The 16,036-nt window shown below is 56.1% G+C and carries 15 protein-coding genes; 8 read left to right on the forward strand and 7 right to left on the reverse strand.

Features of this window, described 5'->3' with window-relative positions:
• Positions 1 to 51 precede the first annotated feature (51 nt).
• From B5E84_RS10385 to asnS, 3 genes are all read right to left on the reverse strand, one after another.
• On the reverse strand, positions 52 to 1,899 hold the full coding sequence (locus B5E84_RS10385; RefSeq protein WP_087222410.1) for an ATP-binding protein: 1,848 nt from the start codon (positions 1,897 to 1,899) through the stop codon (positions 52 to 54).
• Positions 1,896 to 2,972: a metallophosphoesterase family protein gene (locus B5E84_RS10390; RefSeq protein WP_087222412.1), complete on the reverse strand. Its 1,077-nt coding sequence runs from the start codon at positions 2,970 to 2,972 to the stop codon at positions 1,896 to 1,898. The genes B5E84_RS10385 and B5E84_RS10390 overlap by 4 nt, the downstream gene beginning before the upstream one ends.
• 148 nt (positions 2,973 to 3,120) lie before the next feature.
• Positions 3,121 to 4,512, reverse strand: coding sequence for an asparagine--tRNA ligase (asnS, locus tag B5E84_RS10395; RefSeq protein ID WP_087222414.1), 1,392 nt, complete (start codon positions 4,510 to 4,512; stop codon positions 3,121 to 3,123).
• A gap of 344 nt (positions 4,513 to 4,856) precedes the next feature.
• On the opposite strand from asnS, the gene B5E84_RS10400 reads away from it, so the two are divergent.
• The 4 genes from B5E84_RS10400 to B5E84_RS10415 all read left to right on the forward strand — a co-directional run bounded on the left by B5E84_RS10400 (position 4,857) and on the right by B5E84_RS10415 (position 8,346).
• Positions 4,857 to 6,131: a glucose-1-phosphate adenylyltransferase gene (locus tag B5E84_RS10400; RefSeq protein ID WP_087222416.1), complete on the forward strand. Its 1,275-nt coding sequence runs from the start codon at positions 4,857 to 4,859 to the stop codon at positions 6,129 to 6,131.
• Entirely contained in the window at positions 6,128 to 7,249 is a 1,122-nt protein-coding gene (gene glgD, locus B5E84_RS10405; RefSeq protein WP_087222418.1) for a glucose-1-phosphate adenylyltransferase subunit GlgD, read from the forward strand. The genes B5E84_RS10400 and glgD overlap by 4 nt, the downstream gene beginning before the upstream one ends.
• Before the next feature lie 37 nt (positions 7,250 to 7,286).
• Positions 7,287 to 7,565: a septation regulator SpoVG gene (gene spoVG / locus B5E84_RS10410; protein WP_087222420.1), complete on the forward strand. Its 279-nt coding sequence runs from the start codon at positions 7,287 to 7,289 to the stop codon at positions 7,563 to 7,565.
• Positions 7,566 to 7,686: 121 nt separating this feature from the next.
• Positions 7,687 to 8,346, forward strand: a complete 660-nt coding sequence (locus B5E84_RS10415; protein ID WP_242963344.1) for a Crp/Fnr family transcriptional regulator — start codon at positions 7,687 to 7,689, stop codon at positions 8,344 to 8,346.
• A gap of 2 nt (positions 8,347 to 8,348) precedes the next feature.
• Here B5E84_RS10415 and trxA read toward each other — a convergent pair whose 3' ends face one another.
• Positions 8,349 to 8,654 carry a thioredoxin gene (trxA, locus tag B5E84_RS10420; protein ID WP_087222422.1) on the reverse strand — a complete coding sequence of 102 codons (306 nt, stop codon included), beginning with the start codon at positions 8,652 to 8,654 and terminating at the stop codon, positions 8,349 to 8,351.
• A gap of 88 nt (positions 8,655 to 8,742) precedes the next feature.
• Positions 8,743 to 9,300 carry a uracil-DNA glycosylase gene (locus tag B5E84_RS10425; protein WP_087222424.1) on the reverse strand — a complete coding sequence of 186 codons (558 nt, stop codon included), beginning with the start codon at positions 9,298 to 9,300 and terminating at the stop codon, positions 8,743 to 8,745.
• A gap of 128 nt (positions 9,301 to 9,428) precedes the next feature.
• Here B5E84_RS10425 and B5E84_RS10430 point away from each other — a divergent pair, with 128 nt between their 5' ends.
• Positions 9,429 to 10,613, forward strand: coding sequence for a hypothetical protein (locus B5E84_RS10430; protein WP_143469205.1), 1,185 nt, complete (start codon positions 9,429 to 9,431; stop codon positions 10,611 to 10,613).
• A gap of 46 nt (positions 10,614 to 10,659) precedes the next feature.
• Positions 10,660 to 11,814 carry a M20 metallopeptidase family protein gene (locus tag B5E84_RS10435; RefSeq protein ID WP_242963345.1) on the forward strand — a complete coding sequence of 385 codons (1,155 nt, stop codon included), beginning with the start codon at positions 10,660 to 10,662 and terminating at the stop codon, positions 11,812 to 11,814.
• Between the two features lie 285 nt (positions 11,815 to 12,099).
• Here B5E84_RS10435 and udk read toward each other — a convergent pair whose 3' ends face one another.
• Positions 12,100 to 12,720 carry a uridine kinase gene (gene udk / locus B5E84_RS10440; RefSeq protein WP_087222429.1) on the reverse strand — a complete coding sequence of 207 codons (621 nt, stop codon included), beginning with the start codon at positions 12,718 to 12,720 and terminating at the stop codon, positions 12,100 to 12,102.
• A gap of 229 nt (positions 12,721 to 12,949) precedes the next feature.
• Entirely contained in the window at positions 12,950 to 13,888 is a 939-nt protein-coding gene (locus tag B5E84_RS10445; RefSeq protein WP_162612844.1) for a LysR family transcriptional regulator, read from the reverse strand.
• 224 nt (positions 13,889 to 14,112) lie between these two features.
• Here B5E84_RS10445 and B5E84_RS10450 point away from each other — a divergent pair, with 224 nt between their 5' ends.
• Together B5E84_RS10450 and B5E84_RS10455 are read left to right on the forward strand one after the other, a co-directional pair.
• Positions 14,113 to 14,670, forward strand: a complete 558-nt coding sequence (locus tag B5E84_RS10450) for a DUF6199 family natural product biosynthesis protein (protein ID WP_143469206.1) — start codon at positions 14,113 to 14,115, stop codon at positions 14,668 to 14,670.
• Positions 14,671 to 15,017: 347 nt separating this feature from the next.
• On the forward strand, positions 15,018 to 15,899 hold the full coding sequence (locus B5E84_RS10455; RefSeq protein WP_204248573.1) for a DUF2238 domain-containing protein: 882 nt from the start codon (positions 15,018 to 15,020) through the stop codon (positions 15,897 to 15,899).
• The last annotated feature ends 137 nt before the right edge of the window (positions 15,900 to 16,036 follow it).

The raw sequence follows: 16,036 nt of genomic DNA on the forward strand, positions 1-16,036 counted from the left end.
GCATCTGCCCCGCGGCCATTTCCAGCCGCGGCAGGCAGATGCCTTTTTCCGTCACATATCAATCCTGTGATAAGGAATCCCTTCCTCCTCCAGAATCTGCAATTCCCTCTTATGGCAGGTAAACACGATGCTCTGCCCGTCGTAGCTGTGGGAGAGCCACTTTAAAACCGTTCTCAGACGCTCATCGTCATACTGCACGAAACTGTCGTCAAAAATCAGGGGCAGGGGCTCCTGTTCCCCCTGCATCAGCCGGGCCACGGCCATGCGCAGGGCCAGGTAGATCTGGTCCATGGTGCCGCTGGAGACCTGCTCGATGGGCACCAGCTTGGCACGGGTATTCATGAAAATGTTCAGGTTCTCGTCCACGCTCATGCTGCTGTAGATGCCGCCGGTGATGCCTGCGATCAGGTCGGAGGCCGTCTTGTTTAAAAGCAGGCCGAAGGAGGCGCGGATGGAGGTGGACACCTCCGTCATGGTCTCTAAGGCCAGGTCAATGGCGGTGATCTCGTCCCGCAGCCGGTCGTTTTCGTCGATTACGTGCTGGAGGGCTGCCACCTGGTCCTTGCAGAAGGCCAGACGCTCCAGCTTTTTCTCCAGCTCCCACTGGAGGCGCTGCTGTTCCTCGATTTCAGAGGAGCAGTCCGCGGAGCGTTTCTCCAGCTCCTCGATTTCCTGCTGCTGCTCCCGCATGGATGCCTCCGACTTTAACAGGGCGGCATTCAGCCGGATAAATTCCTCCATACGGCTGTTTAAGGCCCCCATGGCCTTGTCGGAAATGGAGCTGTCCCCCAGATGCCTGGCAAAGATTTCCCGGATCAGCCCGGCGCTCAATTCCAGCTCCTTTTGGCACCGTTTCCCCTTCATAATAAGAAGGATGCCAAAGAGGAGGAACAAGGGGGCCGGCACCGCCGCCAGGATGGCAAGCTGGGACGCCGGCAAGGCAAGCTCCGGGAGAATCCCCGCGAAACTGCACCCGGATACGGCCGCAAAGACGGCGGCTGCCGCAAAGCAGAGAGCGGCGAGCACCGTCCGGGAACGCTTTGCGGAGGCAGCTTTGGCGGTTTTGTACTCCCCGTAGACCTTCTCCGCCTTTTGCTGGTAGCTCCGGATGGCGTCTTCCCCGTCAAACTGGTTGCTGTTTAAGATCTGCCGCCCTTTGGCGATCTTCTGGATCAGCTCCTCCCGCTCCTCCCGTTTTCTGGCCAGCTGCTCCGTCACGTCCTTCTGCAGGGCGCGGAAGGAGGTAAGCTGGTTTTCAAACTCCGGGGCGGAGATTTCCTGTTCAATGGAGCGGATCTCCCCCAAAAGGGTGGTGTAGTTTCTGGCGGCCTCCGGCACAATCTGGTTTTCCAGATCCTTGCGCTGTTTCTTTAAAAAGGCGGTGGCCCGGGTGATGTTTAAGGCCATGCTGCCGGAGGTGTTTAAGTTGGCGATGTAGTTTTTTAACTCCGAGACCATGGCGCCGTCGGTGGCGCTTTTTAACTGCCCGATGCTGATGGTGTTATTGTAGGAGGTTTCCGTCAGGCCGCAGAGCACCTGGTCGTAAAAGGCCTTGTCCAGAGGGATTTCCTTTCCCAGGGTCTCGTTGATGACGTGGGCCTCCTTGGTGTTTTTGTGGAATTTCCGCTCGATCCGGTAGGTGCTGCCGCCGTTTTCCAAGCGCAGCCGCCCCTGGTAGTTGGCACTGTCCTCCCAGGGCTCATATTTGGTGTAAAGGTCGTTTTTGGAGGCCCGTCCCCGCCCCCTCTCGATCCCGAACAGCATTCCCCGGATGAAGGTGTGGAGCGTGGATTTTCCGGCCTCGTTCTTTCCGTAGACCACGTTCAGTCCGTCCTGAAAGTCCATGGATCTGCCGTGGAATTTTCCAAAGCCGTTTATGTAAAGGTCAAGCAGCTTCATGACTGGCTCCTTTCGTCCGTGGTGTGCAGAAGGGCGTTGATGCCGTAGTAGAGGGCCTTTTTCTCGATGGGGCTGGCGTTCTCCTTCTGGAGAGCCTGGATGTAAAACCCGATCATATCGCTGGGGTGCTCGGCGAAAAGGGCGCTGAAATCGTACTGCGGCTCTGACTCGTCCACGATCTCCGAGATTTTCCAGCGGTAGGAGAGGGTATCCAGGTCAAATTCCATCTCCGGATCCCGCATTCCCCGGATGCGGAACCGGTAAATGTGCTCCTGCCCCCGTTTCTTGATCTCCTCGTCGATCCGCTGGGCCAGCTCCCCGTTGGTGGTCTCCGGCGTCACGTGAACCACCAGGGAAATGTACTGGGTGGAAGATAAGGGGACAAATTCTAAGGAGGTGATCTTTCCCGTCATGTAGTTGATGTCCCCCACGATCATGCCGTGCCGCCCCGCCTCCGTCTTGTCCAAAGGCTCCGGGGAACCGGGATAGGCCATGCGGTTTCCGGGGAAAATCTCCGGTTTGTGGATGTGGCCTAAGGCGATGTAGGAAAAGCTGGTGCTTAGCAGCCGCTCCCGGTCAAAGGGAAGGTGCTTGGCGTCCCCGCCGTGGGCCATGAGGATGGAAATGCGGCCGTTCGCCGGTGCCTGCACCCCTTCCAGCACATTTTCCGTGATCTCCGCGCTGTGGTAGGAAAAGCCGAACACCTCCGTGTTGATGTCCTCGAAGTAGACGGAGGAGAGCTCCTCCCCCAGGAAAAAGGTCACGTTGGGAGACCAGGAAAAGCTGAGCAGGGAGGAGCTTTTCCGGACCCGGTCATGGTTTCCGGCGATGATGCACACGTGGATGGCGGGAATGGTGGAAAAGAGGTAGTTGATCTCCTTTAAATCCCGCACCAGAGGCTGGCTGTGGAACAGATCCCCGGAAATAAAGACGCAGTCCACGTCCCGCTCCCTGGCCTCCGTGATAATGCGGACGAAGGTATCTTTGATGGCCTGGGCACGCTCTCTACTCCAGGGCTTGTCGCTGTCCGGGTTCATGCCCCAGTGGATGTCCGCCGTATGGATAAATTTCATGGTAAACCTCCCTGTTTCAATATGCGGCAAATACGCGGCGCGGCCGGAAACAGCCTCCGGCGGCTGCCCGCACCGGCGCTTTCGCGCCCGCCGCGTTTTAAAACATTCAAGAAACGGGCTGCCAGAAGGCAGCCCGCATAGGATTTCATTACAGCTCGCAGTTGTTCACGGTCCGCGGGAACGGAATCACGTCGCGGATGTTGGCCATGCCGGTCAGGTACATCACGCAGCGCTCAAATCCCAGGCCGAACCCTGCGTGGCGGGTGGAACCGTATTTGCGCAGATCCAGATAGAACTTGTAGTCGTCGGCGTTTAACTCCAGCTCGTTCATGCGGGTCAGGAGCTTTTCGTAATCGTTCTCCCTCTCGCTTCCGCCGATGATCTCGCCGATACCGGGAACCAGGCAGTCCATGGCGGCCACTGTCTTTCCGTCGTCGTTCTGTTTCATATAGAAAGCCTTGATCTCCTTCGGGTAGTCGGTGACGAATACGGGACGCTTGAAGACTTCCTCCGTCAGGTAGCGCTCGTGCTCCGTCTGTAAGTCGCAGCCCCAGAATACCTTGTAGTCGAAGTTGTCGTTGTTCTTCTCCAGGATCTTGATGGCCTCCGTGTAGGTCACATGGCCGAACTCCGAGTTGAGAACGCCGTTTAAGCGGTCTAAGAGGTTCTTGTCCACAAACTGGTTGAAGAATGCCATCTCCGCCGGAGCGTTCTCCAGCACGTAGCGGATGATGTATTTGAGCATTCCCTCCGCCACTCTCATGTTGTCGTCCAGATCGGCAAAGGCCATCTCCGGCTCGATCATCCAGAACTCCGCCGCGTGGCGGGTGGTGTTGGAATTCTCCGCCCGGAAGGTGGGGCCGAAGGTGTAAACATTGCGGAAGGCCATGGCGTAGGTCTCCACGTTTAACTGGCCGCTCACCGTCAGATAAGTAGCCTTGTTGAAAAAGTCCTCGGAATAGTCAATGGTGCCGTCCTCGTTTTTCGGCGGGTTTGCCAGATCCAGGGTAGTCACCTGGAACATCTCCCCGGCGCCCTCACAGTCGCTGGCCGTGATCAGGGGCGTGTGCACGTATACAAAGCCCTGCTCCTGGAAATACTGATGGATCGCGTAGGCGATCAGGGAGCGGACGCGGAACACCGCCTGGAAGGTATTCGTCCTGGGACGCAGATGGGAAATGGTGCGCAGGTACTCAAAGGTGTGGCGCTTTTTCTGTAAGGGATAGTCCGCGCTGGACGGGCCCTCCACCGTCACCTCTGTGGCCTGGATCTCAAAGGGCTGCTTGGCCTGGGGGGTCGCCACCAGGGTTCCCTTTACGATCAGGGCCGCGCCTACGTTGACCTTGTTGATCTCGGCGAAGTTGTCCAGGTTGTCATGGTATACGACTTGGAGCGTCTCAAAATAGGAGCCGTCGTTGAGCACGATGAAACCAAAGGCCTTGGAATCCCGGATGCTGCGCACCCAGCCGCCCACGGTGACCTCCTTGTCCAGATAGTTCTCACGGTTTTTGTATATCTCTTTTATGGTAACCAGATTCATGACCGTATCTCCTTCTATTTCTTCCTAATTATATTAAACCTAAAGGTGATTATACTGTATTTTTTACCGCTGTTCAAGGTTTATTAACGATTTTATTCATCGTCAGATTCCGTGAAAATTTGCGGGAACCCCGTTTTATTCACCATATATGGTAAATATCCGTGAGCGGCGCACAATATCTTGTAAAAAATTGGGGAAACAGGAAATTCATACGAAAAATGTCGGAAATTGCACAAAAAAATACAAATATTATTTTGGTAATTGTTCACTATTTCTAAATAATGTGCTATAATACGCTTATAACCAAAATACACAACAAATACACAGCAAGAGGTGGTAACGGAATGATTAAAAAAGAAATGATTGCCATGCTACTGGCAGGAGGGCAGGGGAGCCGTCTCGGTGTCTTGACGTCGAAGGTTGCTAAGCCTGCGGTATCGTTCGGGGGAAAATACCGCATCATTGACTTCCCCCTCAGCAACTGCATCAATTCCGGCGTTGACACGGTAGGCGTCCTTACACAGTATCAGCCGCTGCGGCTGAACACCCACATCGGCATCGGCATCCCGTGGGATCTGGACCGGAACGTGGGCGGAGTTACCGTCCTTCCTCCCTATGAAAGGAGCAAGGGCAGCGATTGGTACACCGGAACGGCAAACGCGATTTATCAGAACTTAGAGTATATGGAGACTTACAATCCGGACTATGTACTGATCCTTTCCGGAGACCATATCTATAAGATGGACTATGAGGTTATGCTGGAGTACCACAAGGCCAATAACGCCGACGTCACCATCGCCGCCATGCCGGTGCCCATCGAGGAGGCCAGCCGTTTCGGCGTCGTGATCACGGACGACAGCAACCGCATTACGGAATTCGAGGAGAAACCGGCTCATCCCAGGAGCAACTTAGCCTCCATGGGTATCTACATTTTCAAATGGGAAGTATTGAGAGACGCTCTCATCAAGCTGAAAGACGAGCCCGGATGTGACTTCGGAAAACATATCATCCCCTATTGCCACACCAGAGGCGACAGGATTTTCGCTTACGAGTACAATGGCTACTGGAAGGATGTGGGCACCTTAGGCTCCTACTGGGAGGCCAATATGGAGCTCATCGACATTATTCCGGAGTTTAACCTGTATGAGGAATACTGGAAGATCTACACCAAAGGCGACGTGATTCCGCCTCAGTACGTGGCGGCAGACGCGGTCATCGAGCGCAGCATCATCGGAGAAGGCACAGAGATCCACGGCGAGATTTACAACTCCGTGATCGGAGCCGGTGTGGTGATCAAGCCCGGCGCTGTGATCCGGGATTCCATCATCATGCGCGGCAGCGTCATCGAGGAAGGCGCGGTGGTGGACAAGGCGATCGTGGCCGAGGATGTGCAGATCGGCAGCGGAGCTAAGGTTGGCGTAGGCGATTACGCGCCCAGCAAATACGATCCCAAGGTATATCAGTTTGACCTTGTCACCATCGGCGAGCACAGCGTGATCCCGCCGAACGTGCAGATCGGCAGAAATACGGCGATCAGCGGTGCTACGGAGCCTGGAGATTATACGGACGGAATGTTGGCAAGCGGAGATTACATTATAAAGGCAGGGGGAGTACAATGAGAGCAGTCGGTATTGTTTTGGCAGGCGGAAACAGCAAGAGAATGAGAGAGTTATCCAATAAGAGGGCAATATCTGCCATGCCTATCGCGGGAAGCTACAGAAGCATCGACTTTGCCCTGAGCAATATGAGCAACTCCCATATTCAGAGCGTAGCAGTGTTTACTCAGTACAATTCCCGTTCCTTAAACGAGCATTTAAATTCCTCCAAATGGTGGGATTTCGGAAGAAAACAGGGCGGTCTCTACGTGTTCACGCCCACGATCACGGCGGAGAGCAGCGACTGGTACCGCGGAACGGCGGACGCCCTGTATCAGAACCTGACCTTCTTAAAGAACAGCCATGAGCCCTATGTGGTCATCGCCGCCGGTGACGGCATCTACAAGCTGGATTACGGCAAGGTGTTAGAGTACCACATTGAGAAGAAGGCAGATATTACCGTAGTCTGCAAGGAGCTCCCGGAGGGAGAGGACGCCACCCGTTTTGGCGTGGTCCGCGTCAATGAGGACGGCCGCATCGAGGATTTCGAGGAGAAACCCATGGTGGCCAGCTCCAATACGATCTCCTGCGGCATTTACGTGATCCGGCGCCGCCAGCTCATTGAGCTGATTGAGCGCTGCGCTGCGGAGGACCGCTACGACTTTGTAAGAGACGTGCTGGTTCGCTACCGCAATTTAAAGAGAATCTACGCTTACAAAATGGACACTTACTGGAGCAACATCGCCTCCGTGGAGTCCTACTACAAGACAAACATGGATTTCCTCAAGCCGGAGGTGCGGGACTTCTTCTTCAGACAGTACCCCGACATTTACACCAAGGTGGGAGACAATCCGCCGGCGAAGTACAATCCCGGCGCGGCTGTGAAAAACAGCCTGATTTCCAGCGGCTGCATCATCAACGGAACGGTGGAAAATTCCGTCCTGTTCCGGAAGGCCTATATTGGAAATAACTGCGTGATTAAAAACTCCATCATTCTGAATGATGTGTACATCGGCGACAACACGGTGATCGAGAACTGCATCGTAGAGAGCCGGGACACCATCCGGGCGAACACCACCCACATCGGAACGCCGGAGGACATTAAGATCGTAGTTGAGAAAAACGAAAGATACACACTGTAAGAAAAAGACAGTATTATGACAAAAGGGGTGCTTACTTATGCAGATTACTGATGTAAGAGTGAGAAAAATTGAAAAAGAAGGAAAAATGAAGGCGATCGTTTCCATTACCATGGACAATGAGTTTGTGATTCACGACATTAAAGTAATTGAGGGAGAGAAGGGGCTGTTCATCGCCATGCCCAGCCGCAAGGCGGCAGACGGTGAGTACCGTGACATCGCCCATCCCATCAATTCTGCCACCCGTGATATGATCCAGAGCGTGATCCTTTCCAAGTACGAGACCACCACCCTGGACCTGCCGGAGGGCACATATTAAGGTCGGAATATAGGGGAGTAATTTTGCAGCGCGGTAGTTGTGGCCGCGCTGCTTTTCGTATGCCGGGCGGCGGGATTTTGTGCCGCGGATGTCCGCGGCGCGCGTACAGATGGAGGAAAACATGGGAGAGAGCGGATTTCACACCTTTGGATTTTGGGAAAAGCTGACAGACGGGCAGAAACGGCTGCTGGAGAGCCGGACGCGGGAGGTGGAGTATCAGGCGGGGCAGATCGTGCGGGCCGCCGGTTCCCAGTGCGCGGGGATTCTTTTGGTGAAACGGGGCGTGTTCCGCATGGCCCTCTGTTCCGGCGACGGCAGGGAGGCCACCGTTTCCAGAATGCGGGCCGGAGAGGCCTGTGTGCTCACCGCCTCCTGCATGATTTCCGCCATCTCCTTCGACGTGCAGATCCAGGCGGAGACGGACGGCTGCCTGGAAATGGTGCCGCCGGAGGTCTTCGCCAGGCTGATGGAGGAAAACATCTACGTGGAAAACTTCGTGTATAAGTCGGCGACGGAGCGGTTTTCCGATGTGGTGAACGCGGTGGAACAGCTCTTATTTATGACTCTGGAGCAGCGTCTGGTCACCTTCCTGTTAGACGAGTCGGCGCAGCAAAAAAGCGACCTGCTCCATTTTACCCAGGAGCAGATCGCCGTAGCCATCGGCAGCGCCAGAGAGGTGGTCACCAGAGGCTTAAAAAAGCTGGCCGGGGAAGGGGCCATCGAGCTGTTTCGGGGCGGCGTAAGGATCACCGACCGGAAACGGCTCTACGATAAGGTCTAGCCCTAGTCCAACAGCTGGAGCAGGGCGGCCTTTGACTGGACGCCGATGGATTTTTTCGCGGGCTGGCCGTTTTTGAAGGCGATGACCGTGGGGATGGACATGACGCCGTAGCGCTCCGCCAGCTCCGGCTCCTCGTCCACGTTTACCTTTCCCACGCGGTAGCCGTCCGCCTCCGCCGCCAGCTCGTCGATCACCGGGGCGAGCATCCGGCAGGGGCCGCACCAGGACGCCCAGAAGTCCACCAGGACGGGGAGATCAGAGGAAAGAACCTCTTTTTCAAAGCTGCTGGTTGTAAATTTTTCTGCCATATCAAACACTCCTTTTTATCTTTAGAATTTGTTTTCCTGTTTTCTGGTTTCAGTATAGCGGAAAGAGAGCGCTTTGTATGTGACCAGGTCACAGAGACAATTCCCGCAGCTTGTCCCGGATGGCCAGAAAGTCCCGGCGGGTTTCCTCCACCTTGGACGGATCCCGGAGAAGGGCAGAGGGGTGGTAGGCGGCGGTGAGCCAGTAGCCCTTCCGCTCCGTCCACCGTCCGTGTTCCCTGGTGATGCGAAAATCCGGGGAAATGATGCGCTGGGCGGCCACCCGTCCCAGACAGACCATGATTTTCGGGCGGATGAGCAGAGTTTCATATTTTAAGTAGGGGATGCAGGCGTTTTTCTCCTCGTCGCTGGGGTCGCGGTTGAAGGGCGGATTGCACTTGATGATGTTGGTGAGGTAGATCTCATCCCGGGAGAGGGAGGCGGCGGCTAAAAGCTCGTCCAGCATATGGCCTGCCGGGCCCACAAAGGGGATTCCTTGCTGGTCCTCCTGGCGCCCCGGCGCCTCCGCGATGAACATAACGTCCGCTTTCAGGCTGCCCCGGCCCATGACGGGATGGGTTCTGGTGCGGCAAAGCGGGCAGCGGGTGCAGCGGTCAGCAAACTGTTTTAATTCTTCCCATGTGTACATACTTGGTTTCCCCCTTAAACGGCATAGATAACACTTTTGATATTATACCATGCAGTATTGATGTTGTACATTTGAAACGGGGGGTGCTACACTCTTACCATCAGCTTTGAGAGACGGAGGTAGGAGATATGACTTGGTTACCGATTATGGCGTTTACGGTGGTGGCCGTGATCTACGCGGTGGGAGATTATGTGGCAGTGAAAACAAAGGGAGTGATTTCTTCCGTTCTGGTGGCGATTGCCCTGCTTTTGGTATTTGGAGGGACGTTAAGGCTCCTTCCGGAAAATCTCATGGATCTTTCCGGCTTGAGCGCCATGATCCCCACCTTCGGAATGGGCCTGATCCTGGTAAATGTGGGCTCTCTGATGAATCTGAACGATATGCGCAAGGAGTGGAAAACCGTGGTGATTTCCCTGGCGGGAATCGCAGGCATTATCCTTCTGGATTCCACCCTGGGAACGGCGGTGTTCGGCCGGGAGAGAGCTCTGGCGGCCATTCCCCCCACAGCCGGAGGAGCGGCGGTGACTATGCTCATGTCGGAGGCGGCAAACGAGGCGGGGCGGCCGGATCTGGCCTCCTTCGTGGCGGCGGTGACGGCCTTGCAGGTGCTCATCGGACTGCCGGTGGCGTCGGTCTGTCTGCGGCGGGCGGCGAAGGCCTTTATCGCAGGCGGCGGCCATAAGCGGGAGGAGAAGAAGGTAGGAAAGGAAATCAGCCTTCGGATCGTCCCGGAGTTAAAAGGCCCCCTGGCGGTTTCCAGCACCATGCACTTCGCCCGTCTGGGAGTGGTGGCCGTGGCGGCCCAGCTCTGTACCAACGTGACCGGAATCAGCACCGGCGTCACCTTCCTGGTATTCGGCATTGTGGCTGGGGCCCTGGGAATCGTGGAAAAAGGCAGCTTAAAGACGGCGGGAGGCGAGGGCATCCTCATGCTGGCTACCTACGCCTATGTGGCGTCCAGTTTCGTTTCCATGAAATTTTCCGATTTCGGAGAGCTTTTGGTTCCGGTGGTGGGCCTGCTGGTCATCGGCGCCGTGGGTGTGATGATTCTGTCCGCCCTGGTGGGAAAGCTGTTGGGCTGGAACCCGTTTTTAGCCATCGCCGTGGGCGTGGCCTGCCTCTTTGGCTATCCCGTCACTTACGCGGTGGCCATGGAGGTGGCTCAGGGAGTCACCAAGGGCGCCGGGTTTACGGAGGCGGAGGAGCAGCGGGTGGTCAGCTACCTGCTCCCGAAGATGCTGGTGGCCGGCGTGGTGTCGGTGAGCCTGACATCCGTGATTCTTGGGGGAATCATAGCCCCCATGCTGTTTTAAGACCGTTTTAATTTAGAAAAAGAGAGGTTAAATAGAGATGTTTCATGTGTCAGAGGAATTGAAAAAAGAGATCATAGATAACAGGAGAGAACTCCACAAACGGGCGGAGATCGGGTTTGACCTGCCGGAGACCAGGGCTTACGTGGCGAAAAAGCTGCGGGAATACGGCTATGAGCCTGTGGAGCTGGGGGGCGGCATCACCTGCACCGTGGGAGCCGGTGAAAAGACCATTCTGCTGCGGGCGGATATGGACGCCCTGCCTATGAAGGAGGAGAGCGGCTTAGACTACGCCTGCGAGACGGGAAACTGTCACTCCTGCGGCCACGACTGCCACACGGCCATGCTCCTGGGGGCGGCGAAGGCCCTGAAGGAGATGGAGGGAGAGCTGAAGGGCACGGTGAAATTCATGTTTCAGCCGGCGGAGGAGCTGTTAGGCGGGGCGGCCGCCATGATCGAGGCGGGGCTTTTGGAAAACCCCAAGGTGGACGCGGCCTTCGGCCTTCACGTGGCGGCGGGCCTGGAGGACTCCTATTCCGGCACAGTGCGCTGCACCCACGGCACCATGAACCGTTCCGGGGATGCCATCAAGGTCACGGTAACCGGCCGGGATGCCCACGGCTCCACGCCGGAGCGGGGCATTGACGCCATCAGCATCGCCGCCAGGATCGTGCTGGCTTTAGAGGAGCTGGTGGCCAAGGAGATCCCCAGCAAGGAGGACAGCGTGGTGCTGGTGGGAAAAATCGCCGGCGGCACCACCTGCAACTCGGTGGCGGGAAACGCAGTGCTGGAAATATCCGTGCGCACGGAGGGCCACGAGGAGCGGGCTTTCTTAAAGCGCCGGGTAAAGGAGATCGCCCAGGGCATCGCAGCGGTGTACCGCGGGTCGGCGGAGGTGGAGTACCAGTATGGAATGCCGCCCTTAGTAAACCATGAGGATATGATGAATGAGTTTATCGGCTATATGAACGAGTTCCTGCCGGAAGGCAGTGTCCGGGAGGTGCCGGGCCAGGGCGGCTGTGAGGACTTTACCATGGTCTGCGAGCGGGTTCCCGCCATCTTCCTGATGTTAGGCGCCGGGGACAAGGGAAGTGGATATGAGTACAGTATGCACCATCCGTCCATGCGGGTGGACGAGAACGCCCTTCCCGTGGGAACGGAAGTTTATGTAAACTGCGCGGTGCGGTGGCTGGAAGAACACTGACGGGCAAAACATTTCCAGACAGTGAAAAAGGCAGTGAAACATAAAGGGCCATGGGGCCGGAACGCATTTTCCCATTCTGCGGGAAAATGGATCAGTTCCGGCCTCATGGCCTTTGTACTGCAGTAGGAAACAGCGTTTCCTATGGCATAAAAGCCTCTGGCGGGAGGCGCATTCCGCGCAAAGGAAACTGGCTGCTGGCGCAGCTGTCCTCCGGCGCGAGTTTCGCTACTGCGCATACTTTTTGCTCGGAGATTTTAAAATGCTCCGGCGGCGGATTCTATCCGATTATGATTCGGCGGCCGCCAGAAACGCCTCAATCTTGCTGCTCACCAGGTCGTAGGCGACGTCGTTCATGCCGCTGTTGGTGATGATGTCGGCGTAGATCTTTGTGGGTTCCACATGGATGTTGTGCATGGGTTTAACGGTGGCCAGGTACTGGTCGATGATGTTTTCCAGGTCACGGCCCCGCTCCTTCGTATCCCGCACAATACGGCGGAGGATGCGCTCGTCCGCGTCGGCGTCCACGTAGATTTTGATGTCCAGCATATTCCGCAGCTGCTGCTCGCAGAGCACCAGGATGCCCTCCAACAGGATCACCGGCCGCGGCTCAATGACAATGGTCTCCGGAGCCCGGTTGTGAAGGGCGTAATTGTAGGTGGGGCATTCGATGGCCTTTCCTTCCTTCAGCTGTTTTAAGTGTTCCACCAAAAGCTCCGTCTCCAGGGAAGCGGGATGGTCATAGTTCAGCTTTTTCCTCTCCTCAAAGGGAAGGTCGTCGTGGGCCCGGTAGTAGTTGTCGTGGTAGATGACAGAGACCTGGTCCTTAAAACGGTCCCTCAGACGGTTGGTAAATGTGGATTTTCCGGAGCCGGATCCGCCGGCGATTCCGATGATCATTGGTTTCATATGTTTCCTCCGTTCGTAATAAAGACCGCCTCAGTGAAAACGGCCCTTTTCGGGCCATTTGGCGGTTCCCCTTCTTTCCAGTATACAACAAATAAAAAGGGGCGTATACCTTATTTTGAAAAATCATGGCCAGCTGTTGTTGGGCGCTGCCGCGTTTTTCTCTTTTATGGTAGGGAAAACGACGTTCCTGATGATGAAAAAGCTTCCGGCGCGAGCCTGCACGGTCGCGCTATCGTATCCCTTTCTTTATGCCGTCCATAACCGTACGGGAGGTGAGAATGCCGCCGGAGAACAGCTCCGCCGCCGGATTCTGGCTGTCTGCCAGGGTCATGGAGCAGTAGTTTTGGGCGGGCAGGAGCTTTTGGGGCAGGAGAAACAGGCCCTCCGGCAGCTCCTCTCCCATAAAGGAGGGCACAAAAGCGGCCCCCAGTCCGGCTTTCACCATGAGAAACAGCCCGCTTACGCTGTTGACCGGAGTGACGGAGGCGGGGGTCAGCCCGGCCTCCAGCAGCTGGGCGCGGCCAGTCTCCAGGGAGAGGGGGCCAAAAGGCTCTGCCAGGAGGTAGAAATCTTTTCCGTTCAGCTCCCATTTCCGCACCGGCCTCTCCCCGCCGGGTTCCATTCCAAACCACTCCTTCGCCCGCTCCGCGGACACCAGAAGGCCGGGGGCGGCGGCAAACATATGCTGGACGCGGATCCGTTTCCCGTCCTCCGGCAAGGGGGTATCCGGGTGGGGAAAAATCACGTCCACGGCTCCCTCCTCCAGCCGTTTCATCAGCTCCCCGTAGGGAAACTGGGACACAGCCAGCCCGATGTCGGGAAACAGGCTGTGAAACTCCCGGAACAGCTGGGACACGAACCCCATCCCGTAAGGCCCGATGCCCAGATGGAGGGAGGATGCGGGGCCGCTGTAGGCGTTTTTCGCCTTTTCCAGGGCGCGGTGGTAGTGGTCCAGCATGGGAATGATTTCCGAGTGAAAGGCCTTCCCGGCGGGGGTCAGCTCCACCGAGCGGTTGGTGCGGTAGAAAAGCTTGCAGCCAACCTCCCTTTCCAGGGCGGCGATGTGCCGGCTGATGGCGGTCTGCGCCACGTGGCAGACGTCGGCAGCACGGGTAAAATTCAGATGTTCCGCTACGGCGGCAAAATATTCCAGTCGTTCCAGGTTCAAGGGCGTTTCCTCCAGAAAATATGGATTAATCCTTGATATTGTACAGCAGCGCCGCCCATTTGTCCACACAGGCGCTGGAAAAATGGAAGGGCAGCCAGCCCGGCGGCCGGCTAAAAATGGGTCTGTCAGCAGACAACCCATGCGCTTTTTGGTATACATCCGATTGAAAGGATTCTGAAATTATGATATTCTGAGCTTAAAGGAAAACGGTGGAGGTGGGAACGGTGAAAAAGAGATGGAAAATCGCGGTACTATTCTATTGTGTCATGGCCCTTTGCCTTCTGGCCGCCTGCGGGCGGAGTGAAAATTCTCAGGTTTACAGCGTGGAATATAACGGAAAAGTGTTTACTGTGGACCAGGTCCATCAAACCATCGCGGTGGATGATTACGTCTGCTATTTTCAGGTGTCCGGCGGAGCCGGAAACACTACCTTCGACGTCACATACCCCAATGGCGCCACCTATTTCTGGACCTCCAGCGGAAACTCCGGTCACGGGGGATGGAGCGACGGTTACGATCCGGACCGGTATGTGCCTGGGGATGTGCTGTGGGACGTGCTGAGCCTGGACCGCCGGTCGGAGAACAGCGGTTCCGGAAGATACAGAGGGCCGGGGCTCCTTCTGATTTTGCTGGGCGCTGTGAACGCGGCCGCTCCCCGCGCCATGTGGTACTTAAGCTATGGATGGCGCTATAAAAACGCGGAGCCATCAGAGTTAGCTCTGTTCGCGGGGCGGGCCGGCGGCGTGGCCGCCATACTGCTCGGTGTGTTTTGCCTGTTCTAAAGACAGGATTCTTTTCCTAGGCCATAGGAATGTTCTTCCTGTGTCACAAAAGTCTCCGGCGGAGACGAAAGTCGTTATAAATGGGAAATCCCCCCGCCTGTCCCCCATGGGGTGCGGATGGCGGGGGGATTTCCTGCTTAGAGGCAGAGCGCCTGACAAAACGCCGTGGAATGCCCGTCCTGTTTCCACCCGGCTGGAATAAAAAAACGTAGCTCTCCGGCCGCCGCTGTGATAGAATAGTACGGTTGGAAGGAAGTCATCACCGGGGGTGAATGCCTTCGGTGGAAACGTTAGGAAAGGCAGTTGATACAGTGAAAAAGGAAAAACAAGGCGGCTTTCGCCACTGGATGAAAAACGCCAAAAAAGCATTGAAAATGGAGCTGAGCGAGCACCGCAGCTCATTTCTGGTGTACACCGTGCTGCGGCTGGCGGTGGTAGCGGTGGCCGTGCTCCAGCTTTTAAATAAGAACTATGAAAACGTGTTCCTCTGCGTGCTCTCTCTGATGCTCTTTGTGATTCCCAGCGCCATGCAGCTCACGTTCCGGGTGGAGCTGCCGCCCACCCTGGAGATTATTATTTTGGTGTTTATCTTCGCGGCGGAGATCATGGGAGAAATCGGGGAATTTTACATTCGTTTCCCGTTCTGGGACACGGCCCTGCACACGGTAAACGGCTTTCTGGCGGCGGCCATCGGATTTTCCCTGGTGGAGCTCCTGAACCGGAATGAACGGGTGACGTTCCATTTGTCCCCGGTGTTTATGGCCATCGTGGCGGTGAGTTTTTCCATGACCATCGGCGTGGTCTGGGAGTTTTTCGAGTTCGGGATGGATCAGATCTTCGGCTTTGATATGCAGAAGGATACGGTGGTGCACACCATCCGCTCCGTCCTTTTGGATCCCCAGGGCAGAAACGTGCCCTTCGTCATCGACTCCATCACCGAGACCGTGGTTCAGGGGCAGGAGCTGGGCCTTGGCGGCTATCTGGACATCGGCCTCATTGACACCATGAAGGATCTGCTGGTCACCTTCGCGGGCAGCCTGGCCTTTTCCGTGTTCGGGTATTTTTACGTAAAGACCAGGGGAAAGGGAAAGCTGGTGGCCCGTTTCATCCCCAGGAGAAAGGCGAAGGACCGGGAATTTTTCCGCATCATAGAGGAACAGGAGCGGGAGGAAAAGGCCCGCGGGGAAAACGCGGAGGACGGCGGAAAGCAAGGCGGGAAGCCAGTGTAAGAATGGCGTAAGAATGCGACACGACAAACGCACGAATGAACAAATTATGAACATCCGTCTTTTTTCTGGTATACTAAAAGAAAAAAGGATGGGATGTTATGAAAGAAGTGTTAGATTTTGTAAGTACGGTGACGGAT

Origin of the sequence: Lachnoclostridium sp. An14, from assembly GCF_002160755.1 — a bacterium.
Classification (GTDB): domain Bacteria; phylum Bacillota; class Clostridia; order Lachnospirales; family Lachnospiraceae; genus Lachnoclostridium_A.